At 36.8% G+C, this 21380-nt stretch carries 17 protein-coding genes; 7 read left to right on the top strand and 10 right to left on the bottom strand.

Annotation, left to right across the window (positions count from 1 at the left end; translation table 11 throughout):
- Nucleotides 1-69 precede the first annotated feature (69 nt).
- From H6G44_RS13385 to H6G44_RS13375, 3 genes are all read right to left on the bottom strand, one after another.
- Nucleotides 70-1758 carry a tetratricopeptide repeat protein gene (locus tag H6G44_RS13385; protein WP_190386966.1) on the bottom strand — a complete coding sequence of 563 codons (1689 nt, stop codon included), beginning with the start codon at nucleotides 1756-1758 and terminating at the stop codon, nucleotides 70-72.
- 204 nt (nucleotides 1759-1962) lie between these two features.
- Nucleotides 1963-2343 (bottom strand): endonuclease domain-containing protein, encoded by a 381-nt coding sequence (locus tag H6G44_RS13380; RefSeq protein ID WP_190386965.1) that lies wholly within the window; start codon nucleotides 2341-2343, stop codon nucleotides 1963-1965.
- Nucleotides 2344-2581: 238 nt separating this feature from the next.
- Complete coding sequence (locus tag H6G44_RS13375) at nucleotides 2582-3190, bottom strand: hypothetical protein (protein WP_190386964.1); 609 nt, start codon at nucleotides 3188-3190, stop codon at nucleotides 2582-2584.
- Nucleotides 3191-3305: 115 nt separating this feature from the next.
- Here H6G44_RS13375 and H6G44_RS13370 point away from each other — a divergent pair, with 115 nt between their 5' ends.
- On the top strand, nucleotides 3306-4142 hold the full coding sequence (locus H6G44_RS13370; protein ID WP_190386963.1) for a hypothetical protein: 837 nt from the start codon (nucleotides 3306-3308) through the stop codon (nucleotides 4140-4142).
- A 44-nt stretch (nucleotides 4143-4186) separates the two neighbouring features.
- On the opposite strand, the gene H6G44_RS13365 is transcribed toward H6G44_RS13370, so the two are convergent.
- Entirely contained in the window at nucleotides 4187-4645 is a 459-nt protein-coding gene (locus H6G44_RS13365; protein WP_190386962.1) for an MgtC/SapB family protein, read from the bottom strand.
- A 174-nt stretch (nucleotides 4646-4819) separates the two neighbouring features.
- Here H6G44_RS13365 and H6G44_RS13360 point away from each other — a divergent pair, with 174 nt between their 5' ends.
- Nucleotides 4820-7138 (top strand): putative PEP-binding protein, encoded by a 2319-nt coding sequence (locus tag H6G44_RS13360; protein WP_190386961.1) that lies wholly within the window; start codon nucleotides 4820-4822, stop codon nucleotides 7136-7138.
- 366 nt (nucleotides 7139-7504) lie between these two features.
- On the opposite strand, the gene H6G44_RS13355 is transcribed toward H6G44_RS13360, so the two are convergent.
- From H6G44_RS13355 to H6G44_RS13345, 3 genes are all read right to left on the bottom strand, one after another.
- Nucleotides 7505-8671, bottom strand: a complete 1167-nt coding sequence (locus H6G44_RS13355) for a baeRF7 domain-containing protein (RefSeq protein ID WP_190386960.1) — start codon at nucleotides 8669-8671, stop codon at nucleotides 7505-7507.
- A gap of 173 nt (nucleotides 8672-8844) precedes the next feature.
- Nucleotides 8845-9381 (bottom strand): shikimate kinase, encoded by a 537-nt coding sequence (locus tag H6G44_RS13350; RefSeq protein WP_190386959.1) that lies wholly within the window; start codon nucleotides 9379-9381, stop codon nucleotides 8845-8847.
- 246 nt (nucleotides 9382-9627) lie between these two features.
- Nucleotides 9628-10005, bottom strand: coding sequence for a DUF1823 family protein (locus H6G44_RS13345; protein WP_190386958.1), 378 nt, complete (start codon nucleotides 10003-10005; stop codon nucleotides 9628-9630).
- Nucleotides 10006-10394: 389 nt separating this feature from the next.
- Here H6G44_RS13345 and H6G44_RS13340 point away from each other — a divergent pair, with 389 nt between their 5' ends.
- Nucleotides 10395-12500, top strand: coding sequence for a M3 family metallopeptidase (locus H6G44_RS13340; protein WP_190386957.1), 2106 nt, complete (start codon nucleotides 10395-10397; stop codon nucleotides 12498-12500).
- A gap of 72 nt (nucleotides 12501-12572) precedes the next feature.
- On the opposite strand, the gene H6G44_RS13335 is transcribed toward H6G44_RS13340, so the two are convergent.
- Complete coding sequence (locus H6G44_RS13335) at nucleotides 12573-12830, bottom strand: hypothetical protein (protein WP_190386956.1); 258 nt, start codon at nucleotides 12828-12830, stop codon at nucleotides 12573-12575.
- A gap of 419 nt (nucleotides 12831-13249) precedes the next feature.
- On the opposite strand from H6G44_RS13335, the gene H6G44_RS13330 reads away from it, so the two are divergent.
- The gene (locus tag H6G44_RS13330) at nucleotides 13250-14245 is read left to right on the top strand and encodes a cyanophycin synthetase (protein ID WP_190386955.1); all 996 of its coding nucleotides are present in this window, start codon (nucleotides 13250-13252) and stop codon (nucleotides 14243-14245) included.
- Between the two features lie 163 nt (nucleotides 14246-14408).
- Here H6G44_RS13330 and H6G44_RS13325 read toward each other — a convergent pair whose 3' ends face one another.
- Nucleotides 14409-14759 carry a hypothetical protein gene (locus H6G44_RS13325; RefSeq protein ID WP_190386971.1) on the bottom strand — a complete coding sequence of 117 codons (351 nt, stop codon included), beginning with the start codon at nucleotides 14757-14759 and terminating at the stop codon, nucleotides 14409-14411.
- A 544-nt stretch (nucleotides 14760-15303) separates the two neighbouring features.
- On the opposite strand from H6G44_RS13325, the gene H6G44_RS13320 reads away from it, so the two are divergent.
- Together H6G44_RS13320 and H6G44_RS13315 are read left to right on the top strand one after the other, a co-directional pair.
- A complete protein-coding gene (locus H6G44_RS13320; RefSeq protein WP_168635937.1) occupies nucleotides 15304-15912 on the top strand; it encodes a hypothetical protein in 609 nt (202 codons plus the stop codon).
- Entirely contained in the window at nucleotides 15890-16285 is a 396-nt protein-coding gene (locus H6G44_RS13315) for a type II toxin-antitoxin system death-on-curing family toxin (protein ID WP_242031735.1), read from the top strand. Before H6G44_RS13320 ends, H6G44_RS13315 begins: the two co-directional genes overlap by 23 nt.
- A 91-nt stretch (nucleotides 16286-16376) precedes the next feature.
- On the opposite strand, the gene bchH is transcribed toward H6G44_RS13315, so the two are convergent.
- Complete coding sequence (gene bchH, locus H6G44_RS13310) at nucleotides 16377-20078, bottom strand: magnesium chelatase subunit H (RefSeq protein ID WP_190386969.1); 3702 nt, start codon at nucleotides 20076-20078, stop codon at nucleotides 16377-16379.
- A 114-nt stretch (nucleotides 20079-20192) separates the two neighbouring features.
- On the opposite strand from bchH, the gene H6G44_RS13305 reads away from it, so the two are divergent.
- The gene (locus tag H6G44_RS13305; RefSeq protein WP_190386954.1) at nucleotides 20193-21161 is read left to right on the top strand and encodes an N-acetylmuramoyl-L-alanine amidase; all 969 of its coding nucleotides are present in this window, start codon (nucleotides 20193-20195) and stop codon (nucleotides 21159-21161) included.
- Nucleotides 21162-21380: the final 219 nt, after the last annotated feature.

Genomic DNA, 21380 nt, shown 5'->3' with positions numbered 1-21380 from the left:
GGTTAATGCTATTACTGATGAAAATGCTCTCAATTGGTTTAATCATTGTGGATTGTTTTTTGACCCTATTTAGATAGCTATTCTTGTACTGGACTTGATATCAAACTGCTGTAAATAAATAATAGGATATTTTTCAATTAGGTATTGATTACCGTCATAGAGTGCTTCAAAGGGAATATAGCGAAGTTTACCAGTAGCAATAATGCTGATTTGTTTGGGTTTTGTAGCTTGAATTTCCTTTTCCAGGGGACTTATTAATAATTTATGCAGTTCTTCTAAATTCTCAAGATAATTTTCGCTATAACGGTTACTTAGTGATTGGGAGGTTTTTGTTAGTAAATCATCAAATTTTGCTGGTAATGGAACTTTAATAACTTTGATTTTATCTCTGGTGAGTAAAAATAAAGCAATATCATTGTTTAATATCACAGGCTGAATAACTGTTGTCTCTGGGGAGATATTTGCCTGTAGTTGGGCGATATCTGTGGGTTTGGTTTCAAATAAATCAGCAATTTCTACAAAGCGTTTTCTGATATTCTCCGCTTGTTTGTTAAGGTCTTCCTGTAATTTATTCACCTTTGCAGATAGTTGTTCTGAGAATTTTTGTTGCAAGTCCTTTCGCAGACTTTCTAATTCCCGATTGTCTTGATTCCATTTGTCTATCGCTGCTTGTGCTTCTGGGTTGGCAATTTTGACATTTACAAGACGAGAATAATCAGCTAAATCCGCCACAGTTGCTAAATTTGCATAGGTAAACGCCTCTTTTGGCTGATTTTCTGTGATTAATAAATCAATCAAAGCAATAGCTTTATTTCCTTCACTGTCTAAAAAGGTTTGGCGATTTTCTCTAGCTACACCACTACGAAGTTGTAAGATTAAGTTAACAGATTGCTCAAGATTTTTGATAGCTTCAAGGGGCTTTTTGGTATCTCGGTAAAGAATACCGATATTATTGAGAGTGATAGCTTCCCGACCGCGATCGCCCACAGCCCGACGTATGGGTAAAGCTTGGTTGTAAAAGTCTAGTGCCTTTTGCTTTTCTCCTAAATCATCGTAGACACCACCGATATTATTGAGAGTGGTAGCTTCCCCACGGCGATCGCCCACAGCCCGACGTATGGGTAAAGCTTGGTTGAAAGAGTCGAGTGCCTTTTGCTTTTCTCCTAAATCAAAGTAGACAGCACCGATACTATTGAGAGTGGTAGCTTCCCCACCGCGATCACCCACAGTCCGAAGTATGGGGAGTGCTTGGTTGTAATAGTCCACCAGTGCCTTTTGCTTTTCTCCTAAATCATCGTAGACAGCACCGATATTATTGAGAGTGGTAGCTTCCCCACCGCGATCGCCCACAGCCCGACGTATGGGTAAGGCTTGGTTGTAATAGTCCAGAGCCTTTTGCTTTTCTCCTAAAGCATTGTAGACAGCACCGATATTATTGAGAGTGGTAGCTTCCCCACGGCGATCGCCCACAGCCCGATACAATAATCTAGCCTCCTGCGATTTTTGAATTGCTTGTCGCAGTGACTCTGCTGATCCTTGTTGATAAAGTTTCATTCCCTCATCAAAAACCCGTTCTGCATTTTCCTTTGTTGCTGCTGGAGATTGGGCAATTTTCAGTAAATCATCCTTTGCCAAAACACGGTTAGAGTCAACAACCCCACTCACCCCACACAACAAGAAAACAGCAATACTCAGACTTGTATAACGATGTTTGAGTAATCCTAAAAGCCAGTTATTGTTTTGATTGTTCTTTTTCATCATCATTCCTCTTTTGTGAACTTCGATATTTGACCCCCCTTAGTCCCCCCTTGCAAAGGAGGGAAATAAGAGAATCCGGTCCCCTCCCCTTAGCAAGGGGAGGGTTAGGGCGGGGTCAAATTCCGTAAAAAGTGGGATATTTGACCCCCCTTACAAAGGAGGGAAATAAGAGAATCCGGTTCCCTCCCCTTAGCAAGGGGAGGGTTAGGGCGGGGTCAAATTCCGCAATTGACAGACAGTTTGAGCAATACTTGTGATGACACCTGCCAAATTTTCATAAACCTGTTGATTTGTAAACCTCAAAAAGCGAGTTCCACTAGATTCAAGAAAAGATTGTCGTTCATAATCATAAACTTGCGCCCCATCTTGAAAATGACTATCCCCATCAATTTCGATCGCCAGTTTTAATTCTGGAGCATAAAAATCAATCACAAATCTATCAATGCTGTACTGTCTGCGGAATTTGCAACCTTCGATTTGCCGATTTCTCAGCTTTTCCCAAACAATCTTCTCCGCAGGTGGCATATTATTACGGAGCGATCTTCTTTTTTCTTTTTCTGAAGTCTTGTTATAAAGTTCTGTCATAAGATAAATATTTAAATTACCCCCCTTAATCCCCCCTTACAAAGGGGGGAAACAAGAGAATCCAGTCCCCTCTCCTTGCTAAGTTGACCCCCCTTAATCCCCCCTTACAAAGGGGGGAAACAAGAGAATCCAGTCCCCTCTCCTTGCTAAGTTGACCCCCCTTAATCCCCCCTTACAAAGGGGGGAAACAAGAGAATTCCAGTCCCCTCCCCTTAGCAAGGGGAGGGTTAGGGCGGGGTTATTTCTTCTTGTCAACAGGTGTTACCTTAATCGTCATCTTACCTTTGGAACTAAACTCAATCTCATCTGCTATATACAAACCTTTCACAGCCAAAGAACGGATTTCCTTCAGTTTGTTTGGGTTTTTTATCACCGTTGCTAAATTCACCCTAGCTTGTCCTTTTTGGGGGTCAAACAACTCAAACGCTTCGAGGGGAATATCCGACCATACGCTTTGTGTAGCCTTACTGTTACTGTTATCTTCACCCCGGATCACTATCGCACCTGTGCTAATATAAACCAAAGATTCTTTATTTTTCTTGAAAACTATCTGCTGCACTTCAGTAACTGACAACAATTTAGACTTTCTACCACGAGAAAACTCAATTTTTTGCCCTTTAGGATCAAATCTCGATACCCTTGCTGAAGTCATTGATTCGCCATTTTTTAGCTTAATATCCGCCATTGTGGGCAATGCTAAAGATATGGGCGGGTTTTCGACTGTTGTAGTTGCTTGTGTTGATATTTGCGCTAGTTGTATATTTGCTGTCACTGGTTTAATGCTTTCTGTTATCCCAGCTACAGCTACTACTAACATCAAGCTTAAGGTCTTGGAAACAATTTTCATATATTTACAGGTGAGTATTAATGCTGAATAGTGTAATTTTTTTCTATTCTAATCTTATTATGAGATAAAATCACCAATAACAGCCCCTATTCCTGAATTTTCTCACAAATCACCTATGTCACCAGAACCTCAAAATCCACCCAGTATCAACATCCTTGGTAATTTCGCTGGACTCATCGGAGTTTTAGGCATTTTTATTTACTTTATTGGTTGGGTCTATCGCTGGGCTTATTTTGGCTTTTTTGCATTGGAACTTAATACTCTCAATCTACCCCATGAGTCTTTTTTAATAGTACCAATACAAATTATTTTTGGTAATTTCTGGATATTTATCCGGGCTGTCATAGCTATGACTTTAACAATATCTTTAATTCAAGTTATATTGTGGGCAATTTCACCAAAAATAAATCATCAAAATATCCCTAATAAAGTCCAAACACTGATTAAGAAAATCCATGATTTTCCATTACTTAATATTTTGCGTTCTCTTGCCAAACTTTTACCCCCGTCATTACGTCAAGAAATTGTAATTGTGATTTGCATTTTAGGATCGTTGTTTTGGTTGGGACGTTTTCAAGGTCAGTACGATGCTTATCGAGATGCTGTTAATAATACTTCTGCAAGACCCATAGTTAGTATTGTTAGTGCTAAAGATAAACTTCCTTTGGGACGTAATTTAGATGATATATTGATAGATCCTTCTTTAAAAGATTCTCATATTATTGGGGATATGGAACAGTTTAAAAATATTATTGGTCAAGAAACAAATGATTTAACAGATCCTCAAAAACCAATTATTTGGCGCTTATTAATTGAAAGTAATGATTGGGTTTATGTATTTCCATCTATGCCTTCTGATGCACAATTTAATCAGCGTCCTCCTGTATTGGCAATTAATAGAGGTGATGGTGGGGTACAATTGTTAATTATCAGCCCTCCTAATCTGCGTTAAAAAGATAATTAATATTATACCTGGAGATTTTTCTGTTCACTTGACTAATAAAACTTTTCTAATCTTTTAAATATGTGTAGAATAATTACAGTTAAAACAGCACCCATTAATCCTAATTGCCATAAACCACACCCAGCAGCAATTCCTAAAGCCGCAGATACCCAAATCGCGGCTGCGGAAGTCAAACCATGAATTTCTGGTGATTTTGATGTTTGGGAAGATTCACGCAAAATTTCCCCAGCCCCCAAAAATCCCACTCCCGCAGTAATACCTTGAACTACACGACTAAGAGAATCAGGACTCAATTCTATTCCCCCAGTTTGGATAGTGATAAGAACAAACATACATGAACCTAAACTTACTAACATATGGGTTCTTAAACCAGCCGGTTTATTTTTTAGTTGTCGTTCTAAGCCAATTAAAGCTCCAATAAACAAGGCAAAACATAAACGAAGTCCAGTGTTTAGCCAGTCACTACTGGCAATATAATAAGGGTTGATCAATTTTTTTCGGTGGTAAATAGTTTAATAAATGAAATCGGGGCATTGTTCGTACTAATTAGTAATATATTAACAAAAAGTATGTAATAAATATTATTTAATAATTAAGTCAGAACAAATGCTGACTCCCTAATTAGCCTTATGTAACATCTGAAAACTAACACCTGTATAAATTGAGTGGATAAACTCTATTGGCTTGACCAAATTAAACTACAAGACCGGACAAAAGTTGGCATTCAGGCATTTTATTTAAGCAGAATTAAACAACGGGGTTATCCTGTTTTACCGGGTTTTGTAGTTGCAGCGGACGTTTTGCAGCAATTTCTGGAAAATATCCATAGTTCAGAGTCGTTAATTGGTGATTTACCCCATTCTTCTCTACATTTAGATGTAAATAATTGGCGACAACTTCAACAGGTTGCTGGGCGCTTACGCCAGGAAATTATGTCGGCTACTGTACCACTTAATTGGGTGAGGACAATTTTTCAAGCAGCCAGACAATGGCAAAGAAGCAGTTTAATTTTACATCCAAGTTTGGCCATATCAACTAACCAAGAAATGAATAATATATCTGGGTTATTTGAGTCGGTATTTTGCCCCTGTGAAGAAGAAGAAATTGCTGCAGCTTTAAAACTACTTTGGAGTCAGTTATTTCGTGCGAGAAGTTTACTATATTGGCAAAGTGTGGGTATTAGTTTGCCCAAAATTAATTTAGGGGTATTGGTGCAACCTGTTGACAATGCCATTGCCTCTGGCACAATCAATACTAAATCATCCCCATGGGATATTGAATCTACCTGGGGTTTAGGATTAGCAATTACCAATGGTGAGGTATTACCAGATGTTTACTATATAGAACCAAAAACTGGGATGGTAATAGAACGACAATTGGGTAGTAAAATGTTAGCATATCGTCTTGATCATGGTAATTCTTTCTCTGCTGAACAATTGCCACCAACATTAAATAGTAATTTTCTAATGGCTTATATTTTGGCAGAATCTCAACAACAAGAATATGCTTTACCAGAAGAATATTTACAAGAATTAATTTCTGTGGGAAATCAAATAGTCGGTGAATTAGGGACAAATTTAACGATGAAATGGACAGTTGCTCAAGAATCTTTAGCAACTAAACTCTATATTACAGAAGTCTCTGTTCCTGAAGCTGTAAATGAAAGTGTCCAATTTATTCAAGGTATTGGAGCAGCTAAAGGCAAAATTATTGCTAATGCCTATATTTTAAATTTATCACAGAAACTAATACAAGTTCCCAAAGGCGTAATTCTCATCGCACCAATGATTACTCCTGATTGCTTGCCTTTACTACAAGGAGTTGCTGGCATTATTACAGAACAAGGAGGATTAACTAGTCACGGGGCAATTTTAGCTAGGGAGTTAGGTATTCCTGCGGTTGTTAGTGCCATAGGTGCAACCACTCTTTTACAAGCCGGTGAAAAATTATTAATAGACGGAGATAAGGGGAAAGTGTTTCGTCTCACAGAAGATAAGGAAAAGTTTCCTAGTGAGGAGATAGAAGGATTAATCACTGAGAAAAAAATTATTAATTATCAACCTAGTAATTTACCAATAATTGCAACTAAGTTAATGGTAAATTTAAGTCAATCTCAATTAATTGAACAGGTACAGTCTTTACCAGTTGATGGGGTGGGATTATTACGTTCTGAATTAATGCTGTTAAATATTCTGGAAGGAAAACACCCTAAACAATGGTTAATAGAGGGAAGACGGGCGGAATTATTAGAGTTATTATCTCAGCAAATTATGCAGTTTGCTCGCGCTTTTTTACCCAGACCTATTTTTTATCGTTCTTTAGATTTACCAGCCCATAATTTCACATCATTAAGTGAAAATTTACCATTATTACAGTCATCAATTCTTGGTGACAGAGGTGTTTTCAGTTATATGCAGTATCCGACAGTTTTTGAATTGGAATTAGAAGCTTTAGCAATAGTTCAAGCATCTGGTTATAGAAATATTAATTTGCTATTACCTTTTGTCCGTACTGTGGAAGAATTTATATTTTGTCGTCATAAGGTTGAGCAAGCTGAATTAATGCAAATATCTCAGTTTCAATTATGGATCATGGCAGAAGTTCCTAGTATACTATTTCTATTACCTGAATATATTAAAGCTGGTGTGATGGGTATTTCTATTGGCACAAATGATTTAACTCAATTGTTATTAGGAATAGAGAGGGAACAGGGAAAATTAGGGAGAATATTTGATGAAAGTCATCCAGCAGTGATGAAAGCAATATCTCAATTAATTAAAATGTCTCAAGCTGGAGGTATTCCCTGTTCTATCTGTGGTCAAGCTCCCGTGCTTTATCCAGAAATAATTGATAAGTTAATAGAATGGGGAATTACTTCTATTTCTGTAGAACCGGAAGCTGTAGAAATGACCTATAAAGCGATCGCTCGTGCTGAACAACGATTAATTTTAGCAGCAGCGAGGAAACAATTTATTGATTTATAAAGCATCAAGTACGTTCCCAGTCAGAGACTAGGAACGAGGAAAAAGCCAAAAAAAATAGCATTCCTAATCAAAGACTAGGAACAAAATCTTCCATAATAAAGATAATTAGAGATTTTTTAGGAATAAATTGCCATTACTTTATTTTAAGCTAGTTTAAAGTACCATCATGTTATTAGCTTGCTAGAAATTCTCAAAAATTCTAAAAACTATATTAAGTGTTTTTGCGTAGTTAATCACTATTTTGAAGATATTTTATAATTTCCACTAGTAATATATCCTGACAAATACTTATTAAATGCAAAATATAGAATTTAAAAAGGTGCGTTGTCTACGAAAGAAAACACACCACTAAAAAGTAATATTAAATTAATATCGGCAAATAGCCGCTACTTTGAGTCCACTAGGCATTGCTTCTGGTTCAAGAGTATAAACTCTACCACCATTTAATATGGTATGAATCACGGCAAAATCTAACATATCTTCATCATCTGGTGCTGGTTCTGGGTGTAATTCAACTGTGGCATTTGGTAAATCAAATTTACCCCATATATGTTGTTTTAAAGGCACAAACAAAGTATCAACTCTTTGATAATATGCAGCCGGAATAATTGTTTTTATGTCATTAGCAATCTTGATACTTTCTTCCCCCGCTAATTGCAGATAAACAGCCATTATCTCTTCATATTCCTGTTGAAATAAAGGAGAAACAATTTCCCAAGCTGCACGATTTAATTCTGCCATTTTCATCAATTCCACATTACCAGTAATACCTGTTTCTAAAAAATGTGTATAGGTATTAGCCTTTTGGTAAATTGGTAATAAATAATCTACTCCTGCTAATATTAAAGGTGCTTTTTCATCTCTTAAGATTTCATGTAATGCAGTATCAACAGCATAACAAAAATTTAAAATCTCTCGCTCATGTTTTTCCCGATCTGAACTACCCTGTCCATGGACAGAACCCGGTTGTTGAGAGGCATAACTTACACTTCGCGGTGTACCAATTCTGTGCTGTACACCCTTTTGAAATTCATCTTCTAGAAGTGTTTCCGCCAGATTTTTGGGCATATTTTCTACTGCTATTTCATCTAGCTTGTAGCGCGTTCCAGCGTAAAATTTGACATGATTTTGACTCAATGCCAAAATATAGAACTTTCCATCATTATTAATCAGTTCTAGTAAGGGTTTGATGTGAAAATTCTTGCCAACAATTGTCAATTGAGGAAAGGAAATTGGTAAACAATAGTAACGAAATAGATTGGGAGAACTAAAAATTACTAATCCCTGATTTTGATTTTCCCAAAAACCAATATTATCTAATTCCATCGCTGGTTTAAGCAAGTTTACCGACTCAGTGGAACGTAAACCCATTTCATCTAAGCGTTTTTCCGCTTCTCGAATTAAATTTTTAAACCGAACGGGATTTTGTCGTGTTTCCCCTCCCAATCTTTCCATAGGTAGATACAGAGAAACACATGGATATTGAGGATTTTGGACTAAATTTTTGAGTTCATCAAGAGAAAATATAGTCATAGATTTTATTCCCGTTTAAAATAACTAGAGAATCTAGATTTAATTCAACTCTTGATATGATAATTCTGCATCTTTCTTTTGATAAAAAATTACCCGCTTTCTCTATCTTTTTATAGATAAAATAGAAAGCGAGTCTGTAAATTACCCCAAATTGTGATTATTTTCAGCAGAAATTATGACTTTTTCAAAATACTGGGAATTGTAGTTAAGATCCGCGTGGCAATTTCCTCTGGTGTTTCCGTGGCAGTAATGGTAATATGTAAATCAGCTTGGGAATACTTATGTTGACGTTGTTCTAAAAGCGAGCTTAATTTACCTTGAGGATCGGAATTTTGTAACAGTGGTCTGGTATGATCTTCTGCCAAGCGCTCTAATATGATTTGTATTGGTACATCTAACCAAACTATCAAACCATGACGAAGATAACCCCAATTTTGCTGCTGCATGACAATACCGCCACCAGTAGCTACAATTAACTTAGTATATGCACAAACTTGACCTAACACATCACTTTCCAATTGACGAAAATCAGTTTCACCATTTTCGGTAAATATTTCGTTAATAGATTTACCTACTGCTTTAACTATAATTTCATCTGTATCAACAAATCTATAACCGACTTCCTGTGCGAGTAATTTTCCTACCGTTGTTTTCCCAACTCCCATCATCCCAATTAAGTAGAGGTTAACCCCTTTTAATAGATCAATCACCAGTATTTTTCTCCTGTGAAATTATTAATTATTATTTAAGCTTAAATGGGTGAATGCCAAAAAACTGAAATTTAATCCGGGAACCTGACCAAAATTCCCTTTCCTTTTCTCAGGTTAGGGATATTTTGGTAATATTTCTAAATATATCGTTTCCCATTCTCATGAAGTACACACAAATTTATTCCCTGTTCCCTAAAACTCAAAAACTTTGTACCTCACAAGCATGGGAACTGTTCTATAACAACTTTACTCAATTTTACCCGTAGTTATCAACATATAACTTAATAACCAATTTGCTAATGTAGCTCTGCGGGTTTGTCGAGGACCAAATTCACCAATTTTATAACCTTTAAAACCGAGTTTTTCCTTGAGAACTTGTTTGTTTTCTGGAGGAATAGAACGAGTTAATTTCATAATTGCAGGACGAGAATCAATAAAATCTGGTGGTTGCGGATATTCATCTTGCCATCCTGATGCTACTTGACTATAATCCCATAATTCTGTGATATCATTATAACGATAACCTAAATGATACCATACTAATTGTTTAACAGTGGTATCATCAATTGTATCGTTAATAATTGCCCAAATTGTTTCTGTATTTAGTGGTGGAAGATTAGACATAATTTTCAGAAAACAGTTAACACGAAAATGACGGTGAGCAGGAGAGAAAGTTCCTTATTGCTAGAATTTTTCCTTTACCTTGGGCTCTATAAGGTTATCAATAAAGAATTTCCAGTAATTAAGTAGTGAGGAATTATAGAAGCATACAGCCACATTACGCTACGCTATGAATGGACTTCTTGTATAACTGGTATAAGGATAGAAGTAAATATTAATTAATGTATAAAATCATACTTAATTGATTTGAGGATTCTGGCTTCTGAACTTCTGTATTATTTTTTACAAAATTACCATTTTAGCAATGGGAAATTTTATTCTTACAGTCCATTATCAGTTAGTAAAGAAAAATCATTGTTCCCCACTAATTCATCGGCTATTAATTCACTACCATGGGTGCAACTGCTACTACTTATCAGAATCCCCTGCTGCAAAGCTCCGGCTTACCCGCATTTGCGGCTATTAAATCAGAGCAAGTCGAACCAGCTTTTAGCTATCTATTAGCAGAACTGGAAAAGCAATTAACCGACTTAGAGGCAAATATAGAGCCTACTTGGAGCGGTTTAGTAGAACCTCTGGAAAAATTGACAGAAAGGCTAAATTGGAGTTGGGGAATACTGAATCATTTAATGGGTGTGAAAAATAGTCCAGAACTACGTATCACCTATGAAAAGGTACAGCCGCGAGTGGTTCAGTTTATGAATATCCTGGGTCAAAGTAAACCCATTTATAATGCTTTTAAAGCAATTCGGAATAGTTCTACCTGGAGAACTTTAGATTCAGCACAACAGAGAATTGTCGAAGCTGCCATTCGAGATGCAGAATTTGCTGGTGTTGGTCTAGAAGGAAAAGACAGAGAGCGTTTTAATGCTATTCAGATGGAATTAGCAGAACTAGCCACTAGGTTTGCTAATCATGTCCTAGATGCCACCAAAGGCTTTATTTTAATCCTCACCACCCAAAATGACATTGATGGCTTGCCAAGTAGTTTGTTAAGCCTTGCAGCCCAAGTTGCGCGGGCTAATGGGGCAGAGGAGGCCACCCCTGAAGATGGTCCCTGGCATATTACTTTAGATTTTCCTTGCTATTTCCCGTTCATGCAGCACAGTACCCGACGAGACTTGCGGGAAAAACTGTATAAGGCTTATATTACCAGGGCATTTTCTGGAGAATTAGATAATAATCCTTTAATTATTCGCATTTTAGAGTTACGTCAAGAACTAGCTCAATTAATTGGCTTTGCGACCTTTGCTGAACTCAGTTTAGCTAGTAAGATGGCCAAGGATGTTCCCTCTGTAGAAAAGCTATTAGAAGAACTGCGTCAAGCTAGTTATAATGCTGCGGTCAAAGATTTAGAGAAACTCAAGGCTTTTGCCCAAAATAAAGCCGCAGTAGAAGCAGAAAATTTGCAACATTGGGATATTAACTTTTGGGCTGAACGTCAACGGGAAGAACAATTTGCCTTTACATCTGAGCAGTTACGCCCCTATTTTCCCCTTCCTCAAGTGCTAGATGGCTTATTTGGGCTAGTAAAACGGCTTTTTGGGGTGACAGTGACTCCTGCTGATGGTCAAGCACCAATATGGCATAAAGATGTCCGTTATTTCCAAATAGCTGATAAATATGGTGAACCCATTGCTTATTTTTACTTAGATGCTTATAGCCGTCCCGCAGAAAAACGTGGTGGTGCTTGGATGGATGCTTGTATTCACCGTAAAAAAGTCACAGAAAAGGGGTTAACTACTATCCGCTTACCTGTAGCTTATTTGATTTGTAACCAAACTCCTCCTGTCGGTGGTAATCCAAGCTTGATGACTTTTGATGAGGTTGAGACATTGTTCCATGAATTTGGACATGGTTTACATCATATGCTGACTAAGGTAAATTATCTGGGGGCAGCAGGTATTAATAATGTTGAATGGGACGCTATCGAATTACCAAGCCAATTTATGGAAAATTGGTGTTATGACCGTCAGACATTATTTGGTATGGCTAAACATTATCAAACGGGTGAAGCCTTACCGGAGCATTATTACCAAAAGTTATGGGCGGCACGTAATTATATGAGTGGTTCAGCTATGCTACGACAACTAGATTTTAGTAGTGTGGATTTGGAATTACATAACCGATATTGCCCCAATGGTCAAGAAACCATAACAAATGTGCGACACCGGATTGCTAAGTTAACGACTGTGTTACCACCATTACCTGAGGATGCTTTTCTGTGTGCTTTCGGTCATATTTTTGAAGGGGGTTATGCAGCCGGATATTATAGCTATAAGTGGGCTGAGGTTCTTAGTGCTGATGCTTTTGCGGCCTTTGAGGAGGCGGGCTTAGAAAATGAAGTTGCAATTCACGCCATTGGCAGACGCTATCGAGATACAATTTTAGCACTAGGTGGCAGTCAGCATCCTATGGATGTTTTTAAAACCTTCCGGGGACGAGAACCCAGTACCAAGGCTTTACTCAAACACAATGGACTGCTGACTGCTGTGTAAATTGGCAATAGGGACAAGGAATGAGGGAATGAGGGGAATTATCTTATCTCTTACCCCTTGCCTTTTTTAGATTTACATGACAACTTCTTTGCGTTGAGAATCAAAGAAAAGCTCAAAAACAGAGTTAGGAATCATTTGACGAATGTGCTGAATATAGCCTTCAGCATCAGAACGACTACGGAAACGGGAAACAATTACTTTTTCTTGTTCAGTAACGACGCGGGCTACAACCCAACCATTCAGCCTTTTTTTGTAGGCATTATCTTCTCTTATAGTAGGCATTCCTTGATTTTCTGAAGTGGTATTTTTGTAATCCGTATTTTGTGGCATGATAATTTTCTGCGTATGAACTTGAGTGAGGGGCCTTGCTTTGTCTCTTAACTAAGGATGTATCATCGCTTTTTATTGATGATGCCACCTTGGTATTACATATTTTCAAAATTGTCAATACGTGGTGCAACAACTTATCTTTTGACAAAGGTTACTTTTATTTACTACTAAAGAGTAAATACTGATTCATTCAGTATTTAAGTTCACCTGTACATTTAGTTTGTATAATTATAGCGAGCAATATGCCCGCACTATAAAGTTTAAGTAAATTGTGGTTATCAACTTTAGCTGCGTAATAGCTTATGTATATAAGTTAAATTATACTAATTTTTCAATTACCTGAGATCTGAGATTGTCAAATATTTACGAATGTTGCTATACTTTTTCCGTATAATTTGAGCTAGTCTGGAAAAATAAAAATGTCGATTACATCAATTGTCAAAAAAGTTGCATTGGAAATAGGGGCTGTAGTTTTAGTTGAACCAGAATATGAACGAGTTGGACATATTACCTTTAAAAATGGCAAAAAATCGGTTTTTAGTCATAGTAAGTTAGATATTAACGGTTTTGGGGCAGCGGAGTTAGTTAAAGATAAAGCATATAGTAATTTTTTTCTGAAGCAGTTTGGATATAAAGTTACAGAGGGAAAAACTTTTTTTAATGATAAACTACGCGCTAAATTAGCAAATCTCAGAAATATTGATGATGGATTTAATTATGCACAATTAATCGGATTTCCTGTAATTGTTAAACCTCTTAATCTTAGTCAAGGCAGATTGGTGACTAAGGTATATAATCAGGCAGAATATTATGATGTTGCTAATAAAATATTTACAATTAAATCAGGATTGATTGTAGAAAAATTTTATAGTGGTAATGACTACAGAATTGTTGTTTTAGATAATGAAATTTTTGCTGCTTATCAAAGAATTCCTTTATTTGTTGTTGGTAATGGTAGATCTAATGTTTCAGAGTTGTTACAACAAAAGCAGGAAGAACTTGTTAGTTCAGGCAGGAAAAAAGTTATTAAGTTTCATGATTTCCGCATTGATAAAAAATTAAAAACACAAAATTTTAATTGGGATAGCGTGATTCCTAATAATCAGATTGTTTATCTTTTAGATAATGCTAATTTATCTAGTGGAGGTGAAGCTGTAGATTTTTCCGAAACTATTCATCCTGACTTTCAAAAATTAGCAATTAATATTACCAAAGATATAGGATTAAGATTAGCAGGAATAGATATACTCACCGATGATATCACTATGCCAATAAAAGATTATACCCTAATTGAAGTAAATGGTTCTCCCGGATTAGATCACTATGCTGCTAGTGGTAAAGTAGCTGCGGTAAGAGTAGAAGAATTGTATTTAAAAATTCTTAAAATGCTAGAAAATGGTATACAGCACGTTTAGCTTGAGTGATGTACACCATTGGCGGGCAAGATGCCCGCACCACAAGAGTTTAATCATTAATATCTGTACTTCATAATAGCGGGAACTGCTGTAGCAGTTACCAGGTAAACAATAAAATACTTTGTTTCCTGTTCCCTGCTATCCTATTAATGGTAGTTAAGAGTTACAAATTTTTCCCTAGTAGTGATTCCAATTCACTAGGCAAATAGTTCAGATCTGCTACTCTAGCTACGAGTAAACTATCATGTCCGGCATCGTTTAACCGGGATTTCCAATAGTTAATACTTTCAGCATTATTCATCCAAAATTCAATGACTGTATCTACTACTTGATCTAAATTCCAACCCCATTTTACAGGAATTGGTTCTATAGATGCTAGAAAGGCATCTAAAGTACAAGTGTGAGTTCCTAGATATTCTATTCCTTGATGTTGTGGTTTTACTAAACTCTGTTGTTGATGATTAAAAAAATACAAAACAGGAGATACACCTACCAGATTGAAGCTGTATTTAATCATTCTAGTCCTCCTAATGAATTCATAAATTGCCAAGAAACTTGAATTTTAGGCAAAAGACTCTTGCGGAAAAGTCCGCTAAATCTATCTAGAAAAAGGAGAATTTTTGCCTACTACATTAGTTTCAAGATTAAGCTAGAAATTAGCACTCAACCCCTGTGAGTGCTAGGGTTTATTTGGTTGTTACATTGTATTATCTATTATTTGGAGAATAATTTCAAGATTGTAAATAGCTTTTTTATTTTGTGTTATTGTAATTTCTATTCAAGGGAGGTACAATAGGAAATAATTAACCGCAGATGGAAGAAGATGGACGCAGATAAACGCGGATAAATTTGTACTTTATTAGACTAGGAAAAGTTATATTGTCAATGTGTTGGGTTGCACTTCGTTTAACCCAACCTACGATTAATTGATAATAAAGTGCGATTTAACGATTTTTGGCTAAGGCTATATTAGTAACTGACAGACTGGATTATTATGGGTTTTTCAGTTAAAATAGTCCTAGTGAAGCGCATAATATTACCAGAGAGGTACATAAAATATGGTATACAGCTTTACATTCCCACAAGAAATAATTGACAGCATTCAGGAAAGGATAGAAGTCCTGGAAAGATGCTTAAATGATGCTAACCCGCAAGATGAAGCAATGGCGGAGATGCTTGAGTTGGCTAATATTCGGCAAATATCTTTTAGTGAGTTTAAAGAAGAAGCAAGACAGATGTTATATCTACTTCAAAAATTTTTGAAGTTAGATAAGAAATTAAAAGAACAAGAAAAACAGGGCGATTTATCAATTCTACTCTTTGTTAGATACAATTTTTTATTCAAAGAAATTATAGACAATTACTGGAATTTCTTTCAAACAAAAAAAGGTAGAAAATTATTCAAAGCGATATTCATGCTTTGGGAAAAAACTTACAAAGAATTTCCAAGGATAAGACAGTTTAACAAAAATGAAATATACATTATTTTAGAAACACTAAAAAATATATTGCTTTCAGTAATTGAAATAAGTTTGAAAATTAATGTATTGACAGAAGAACAGGTTAATTTTAACATAGAAGATATCACACCTAAAGAATCGGAAACCACACTAACGTTTTTGGCATCTATAAAAAAATGGGATTATGTGTATAGAAAACTTGCATAATCCTAAATTTATTGAGGATAAAAAAGAGGTTTTAAGAATACACAGTGAGCTTCTCATTCAATATGGTGGAGAACCAGGTATCCGTGATGAAGGCTTGCTAGAATCTGCGATTAACCAGCCTCAAGCAAGTTTTGGGGGAGAGTTTTTACATCCTACTATTGTTGAACAAGCAGCAGCATATTTGTTTCATATTACTAAAAATCATGCTTTTGTAGATGGTAACAAGCGAACTGGATATGGTGTTATGGTGACATTCTTGAACTTGAATGATTATGAACTGAACATGACACCAGAAGAAGCAGAGAAATTAACAATGCAGGTTGCTGATAATAAAGTGAGTAAAGAAGAGTTAATTGAGATATTGAGATATTGAGATATTGTATTATAGAATTGTTTTAAAGTATCAGGTGAAATGTGTTGGGTTGCACTTCGTTTAACCCAACCTACAATTAATTTTGAATTTTTTACGCGGTTACTCCTTCCAATTGTTCATCGCTTAATTCATACAACTGACGCAATTTTTCTAATTTATCTCCATCAGCTTGCCATAAACCGCGTCCTGATGCTTCCAACATTCTCCCCAAAATATTTTTAAAAGCTTCGGGATTTGCTTTACGTAATTTTTCCGCCATTTCTGGATCTAAAGCATAGGTATCTACGGCTTGATCATAAACCCAATCATCTTGAAAATCAGCAGTACCACCCCAACCGATTAAAGCTGTCATGCGTTGAGAAATTTCAAAAGCGCCACCAGAACCTTGATTAGCCATTGCGTCAGCCCATTTAGGATTTAATAACTTAGTTCTGTATTCCATTCGCAATAAATCATCTAAATTGCGGGGTGTAGTGTCTTTAGAAAAACTTTCTACAAAACTGGCTTGTACTTTTTTTCCGCTTTGCTTTTCGGCGGCCTTTTTCAAACCTCCAGTATTAGCATAATATTCCTGAATATCAGTTAAACCATATTCTACCGAATCTATTTCTTGAATAATGCGATCGCTAGTTTTTAATAATGTTTGTAATACCTCTGGTCTAGCTTGTCCTTTATCATTTCTACCATAACTAAAGACATTGCGACTTTCCCAAGTATTCCCCAAATCTTCCCCAGATTCCCAATTACCATCAACTACTCTATCATTAACCAAAGAACCAAAATCACCAGAGGGATTAGAGAATAATCTGGCCGAAGAATTTTCCACACCTTGGGCTTTTAAAATCAAAGCGTGTTTTCTAATAAAATTCATTTCCTCCGGTTCATCAATTTCCGCAGCCCGTTGAAATAAATCATCTAATAATTCAATAATATTCACAAAACTATCTCGGAAAATTCCCGATAGATTTGCTAACACATCAATACGAGGATGTCCCACCTCAGCAAGAGGTTTTAAATCATATCTAACAATGCGTCCAGTTCCCTCCTTCACAGGTTCAGCGCCCACCAATTCCAAGAGAATCCCCAAAGATTCACCCTTAGTTTTAATAGCATCCAAACCCCATAATAAAACCGCCACAGTTTCAGGATATTTCTGATTTTCATCCAGAGATTGAGAAATAATTTTTTTAGCAATTTCCTTACCCCTTTCAAAAGCAGCAGGAGAAGGCATTCTATAAGGATCTAAAGCGTGAATATTCCTTCCAGTTGGTAAAACACCAGCACCATCTCGTAACAAATCCCCACCGGGTGCGGGAAGAATAAACTCACCATTTAAACCCCTTAAAAGATTAGTCAACTCATCAGTAGATTGATTCAATAACCTTGTAATTTCCTCCTCCTCTCTGTGTTCTCCGTGCCTCCGTGGTTCGTTTCCAAAATAAGCATCCAAATAACCAATTAACTCCTCCTGATTTGGTGCTTCACCTAAAGTATGTAAACCAGAAGAGAAAAGACGATTTTCCAGAACTTGCAAATACTCATATAACTTCACCAAATAATGATCAAAAGCGTGATTACTGAACATTCTCACATTTTCCGGTGTAAAAGGAATCCCCAAGTTTTTAGCATCATCAAAAGGACAATCTATCTCCAAACCAGTATCAACAATCTTTTTACAAATTCCTTCTTTTAAGACATAATTCTTTTCTGGATCTTCTCGATATTCCGCAATTATATCACGTAAATTTACCAACTCCTTATATAAACCAGCGCGGCCATAGGGGGGGACATTATGAGAAATTAAAACCCCATAACCGCGACGTTTTGCTAGTATTGATTCTGAAGGATTATTTGCTGCATAGATATAGAGATTTGGCAGATTTCCCAAGAGAATATCAGACCAAGAGTAACCAGTATTTCCTAATGGTGAACCTGGCAACCATTCTACAGTTCCGTGCATTCCAAAATGAACAACTGCATCAGCTTGAAAATCATTTTGTAACCATTTATAATAAGCTGCATATTGAGGATGTGGGGTTAAATCTCTTTCAAACATTAACCGCATGGGATCTCCTTGAATTCCCAAAGGTGGCTGAACACCTATCCAAATATTTCCTAATTGTACACCACCGATATTGAATTCATCACCATAAGTCTTAATACCGCTACCAGTCAGGTATTTCCATTGTTTTTCTATGCGAGATGTGAAAAGATAGCCTAACCATTTTTCCAATGTTCTAGCATTGACTGTATTTTTATTTTGTAGAGAGGTTTCATGAAACGTCTCCACATTGACGGGATTAATTTCATCTGCTGCTTTAATTTGCCGAATTAATTCTTCTCCATCTTCAGGAATATCACCAACTGTATAACCCTGTTCTTTCAGTGCATTTAGTAATTTAATTAAACTGCGAGGAACGTTTAATAAAGCAGCAGTTCCTACCGCACCATAACCAGGAGGAAAACCATATAAAATAATGGCAATTTTTCGTTCAGAAATAGGTTTTTGTCGCAGAGAAACCCAACTTTTGACCCTATTAGTTAAACGTTGGACTCGTTCAGGAACTAAATAAATTTGTTCACCGACTAAACCACCGAGAGGAATTGTATCAATTGCGCCATCTAGTTCGGGTAAAGCATATAATACAACACTTTGCAACCCCCCTACACCTTGGCGTGTCCAAGAGTGAATATCTTGTATTAATAAAGGTGCTGCAACTATATAAGGAACATTTTTAGCTGCAAGAATGCGTTTAGCCACTTCTACCTGTCTTCCCGCTTCCATAGAACCAGCCGGACCACCAACGAGGGGAAACCCGATAGTAGAAACTATGGCATCAATTTTTACTGCTTCTGCGGAAAGGGAAGGGGTTTCAATATGATTGAGGTGACGTTGCTGGGTTTCATGGTCGCTTGTCATCCAATCTCTGACGGCTACGTGACCTTCTACCCCATTGATAAAGATAGGTAAGGGGATTAACCCCGCTTTTTCAAAATAGCCTATCAGTTGGGAAATATAGGGCAGTTTGGTGATAACGTGCTTTCGGTAAAGTAAAATACCAATAACTGGCTTTGTGGGGTGGGCATCTTGCCCGCCCTTAGACAGGTCAGACACCCGCCCCACAAGATACCATTGTAAATACTGTTGCGGAGAAGTAAAAAAACCTGGATAGTCAGGATGTAATAATCCCATGTTGGGAGTTTCCAGAGGTGGTGGTATATCTCCAATCTTTAAATATAAGTATTTTTCCGCAATAGTCCAAAATAGAGAAGCGACGTTTTCTGAACCGCCGGCGTTCCAATAACCATAGATAATTAACCAGTTACGAAGGTCTTGGACTTTTTGAACTGGGATGAATTTTAATAACTTTGGTCCGATTTTTAGAAAACTGATATAACCTGCAAGTTTGTCTTCTTCTTTACCATTGCTGAATTTGTCAAGAATGAATTTAATCGGTTTAGGCATTCCTTTCGGTTTGTCACCAATGGAAAACGCGCCAATTTTCGTTAAACTCATTAATTCCAGCGCTGACTCGAAAATCAGACGAATAGGGATATCAATAATACGCTCTCGCAACCACACAACCTGGTCATAATCAAAAATTAAACTACCAAAGAAAACATCCGCGTTTTTAAGTGCCGTTTCTACTTCGGCACTGTTTGTGGTAATATTGCGATCGCTAAAAACTCGAATATCCAACTCTGGACACCGGGAACTAGCCAAATCAGCCGCTTTTCGGTACAATTCGGCGTTAAAGGATTCAAACCCAGCAATTAAGACAATGCGTTTAATCATGCTTTGGCTACGAAATATTTCTTAACCTTAATCTTAAACATTTTTGGGGATTAATGGGGGAATCTCTACCTAGAGATTAAAATACGAGAAAAGTCTATTAAGGAGATACAAATGAAATTCGGCATTGATATTGGTCATAACTGCCCTCCCGATAGTGGTGCAAGCGGTATTAAATCGGAAGATAGGTTAACAACAGAAGTGGGTAATAAGGTCATATCTAAATTACAAAATTTAGGACATACAGTAATCTCATGTAAACCGAATAGTGCTAGTACAGTAAATCAGTCTTTAGGTAGCCGCTGCGATAAAGCCAATAATAACCGAGTAGATTTTTTTGTATCTATTCACTTTAATGCTTTTAACGGACGAGCTAATGGGACAGAAGTATTTGCTATTAGCGACAGTGGGAGAAAAGTTGCCCAAAAAGTATTAGATGAAATTGTCAAATTAGGCTTTTTCAATCGTGGTGTTAAAAATGGTTCACACCTGTATGTTCTTAGAAGAACAAATATGCCAGGAATTTTGATAGAAGGTTGCTTCATTGATTCTGCCAAAGATATGCAAATATATGATGGCGAAGCAATGGCTAATGCCATAGTTGCCGGCTTAACAGGTAAAGTCGCAAATACCCCTGTAAATCCTGTAAATCCTGTAAATCCTGCAAATCCTGTTATAGATGAAGAACAGAATAAAGATAAGAGCATTCTCAGGCTACAACAGGCTTTAAATCGCCTGAAAATTACTGATAAAAATAATCGCCCCCTAGCAGAAGATAATAGCATGGGAGCGGCCACATCTTCAGCAACAGAAAAATTCCAGCGAATAGTGGGAATTTTACCCACAGGAATTGCCAGTAATACTACGTGGGATGCCATCAATCAAATATTAGCTAAACGAGTTATCCAAGGAACTCATGCTAGTGGTATAATTATCAGATATTTACAATTCCGTACAGGTAGCGATCCTGATGGTATCTATGGTCCAAAAACACTGGCAGGAATCAAGAAATTCCAACAGCAAAATGGTTTAACTGCTGATGGTATTGTTGGGGCAGCAACCTGGCAGAAATTGGTAGGTTAGCATCAATTTTTTAAGGATACTACTGGTAAATAGGGGGTTTTACTCCCTATAATATAGGATTCCTATGTAATTTTTGAACCTTTGCCAGTAGCAAGTCCTTCAAAAATGTCATAGTTTTGCCACAACGGCTGAAATTTTGCCTCAATTGAGCTAAACTGAGACAAAGTAAGAAAACCCCTCAAGCCACAAAAACTCTTACCAACCCCGCTACACGCAAAA

The organism is Aphanizomenon flos-aquae FACHB-1287, assembly GCF_014698755.1.
Lineage (GTDB): Bacteria > Cyanobacteriota > Cyanobacteriia > Cyanobacteriales > Nostocaceae > Dolichospermum > Dolichospermum flosaquae.
This window is presented reverse-complemented; position numbering and strand designations above follow the sequence as displayed.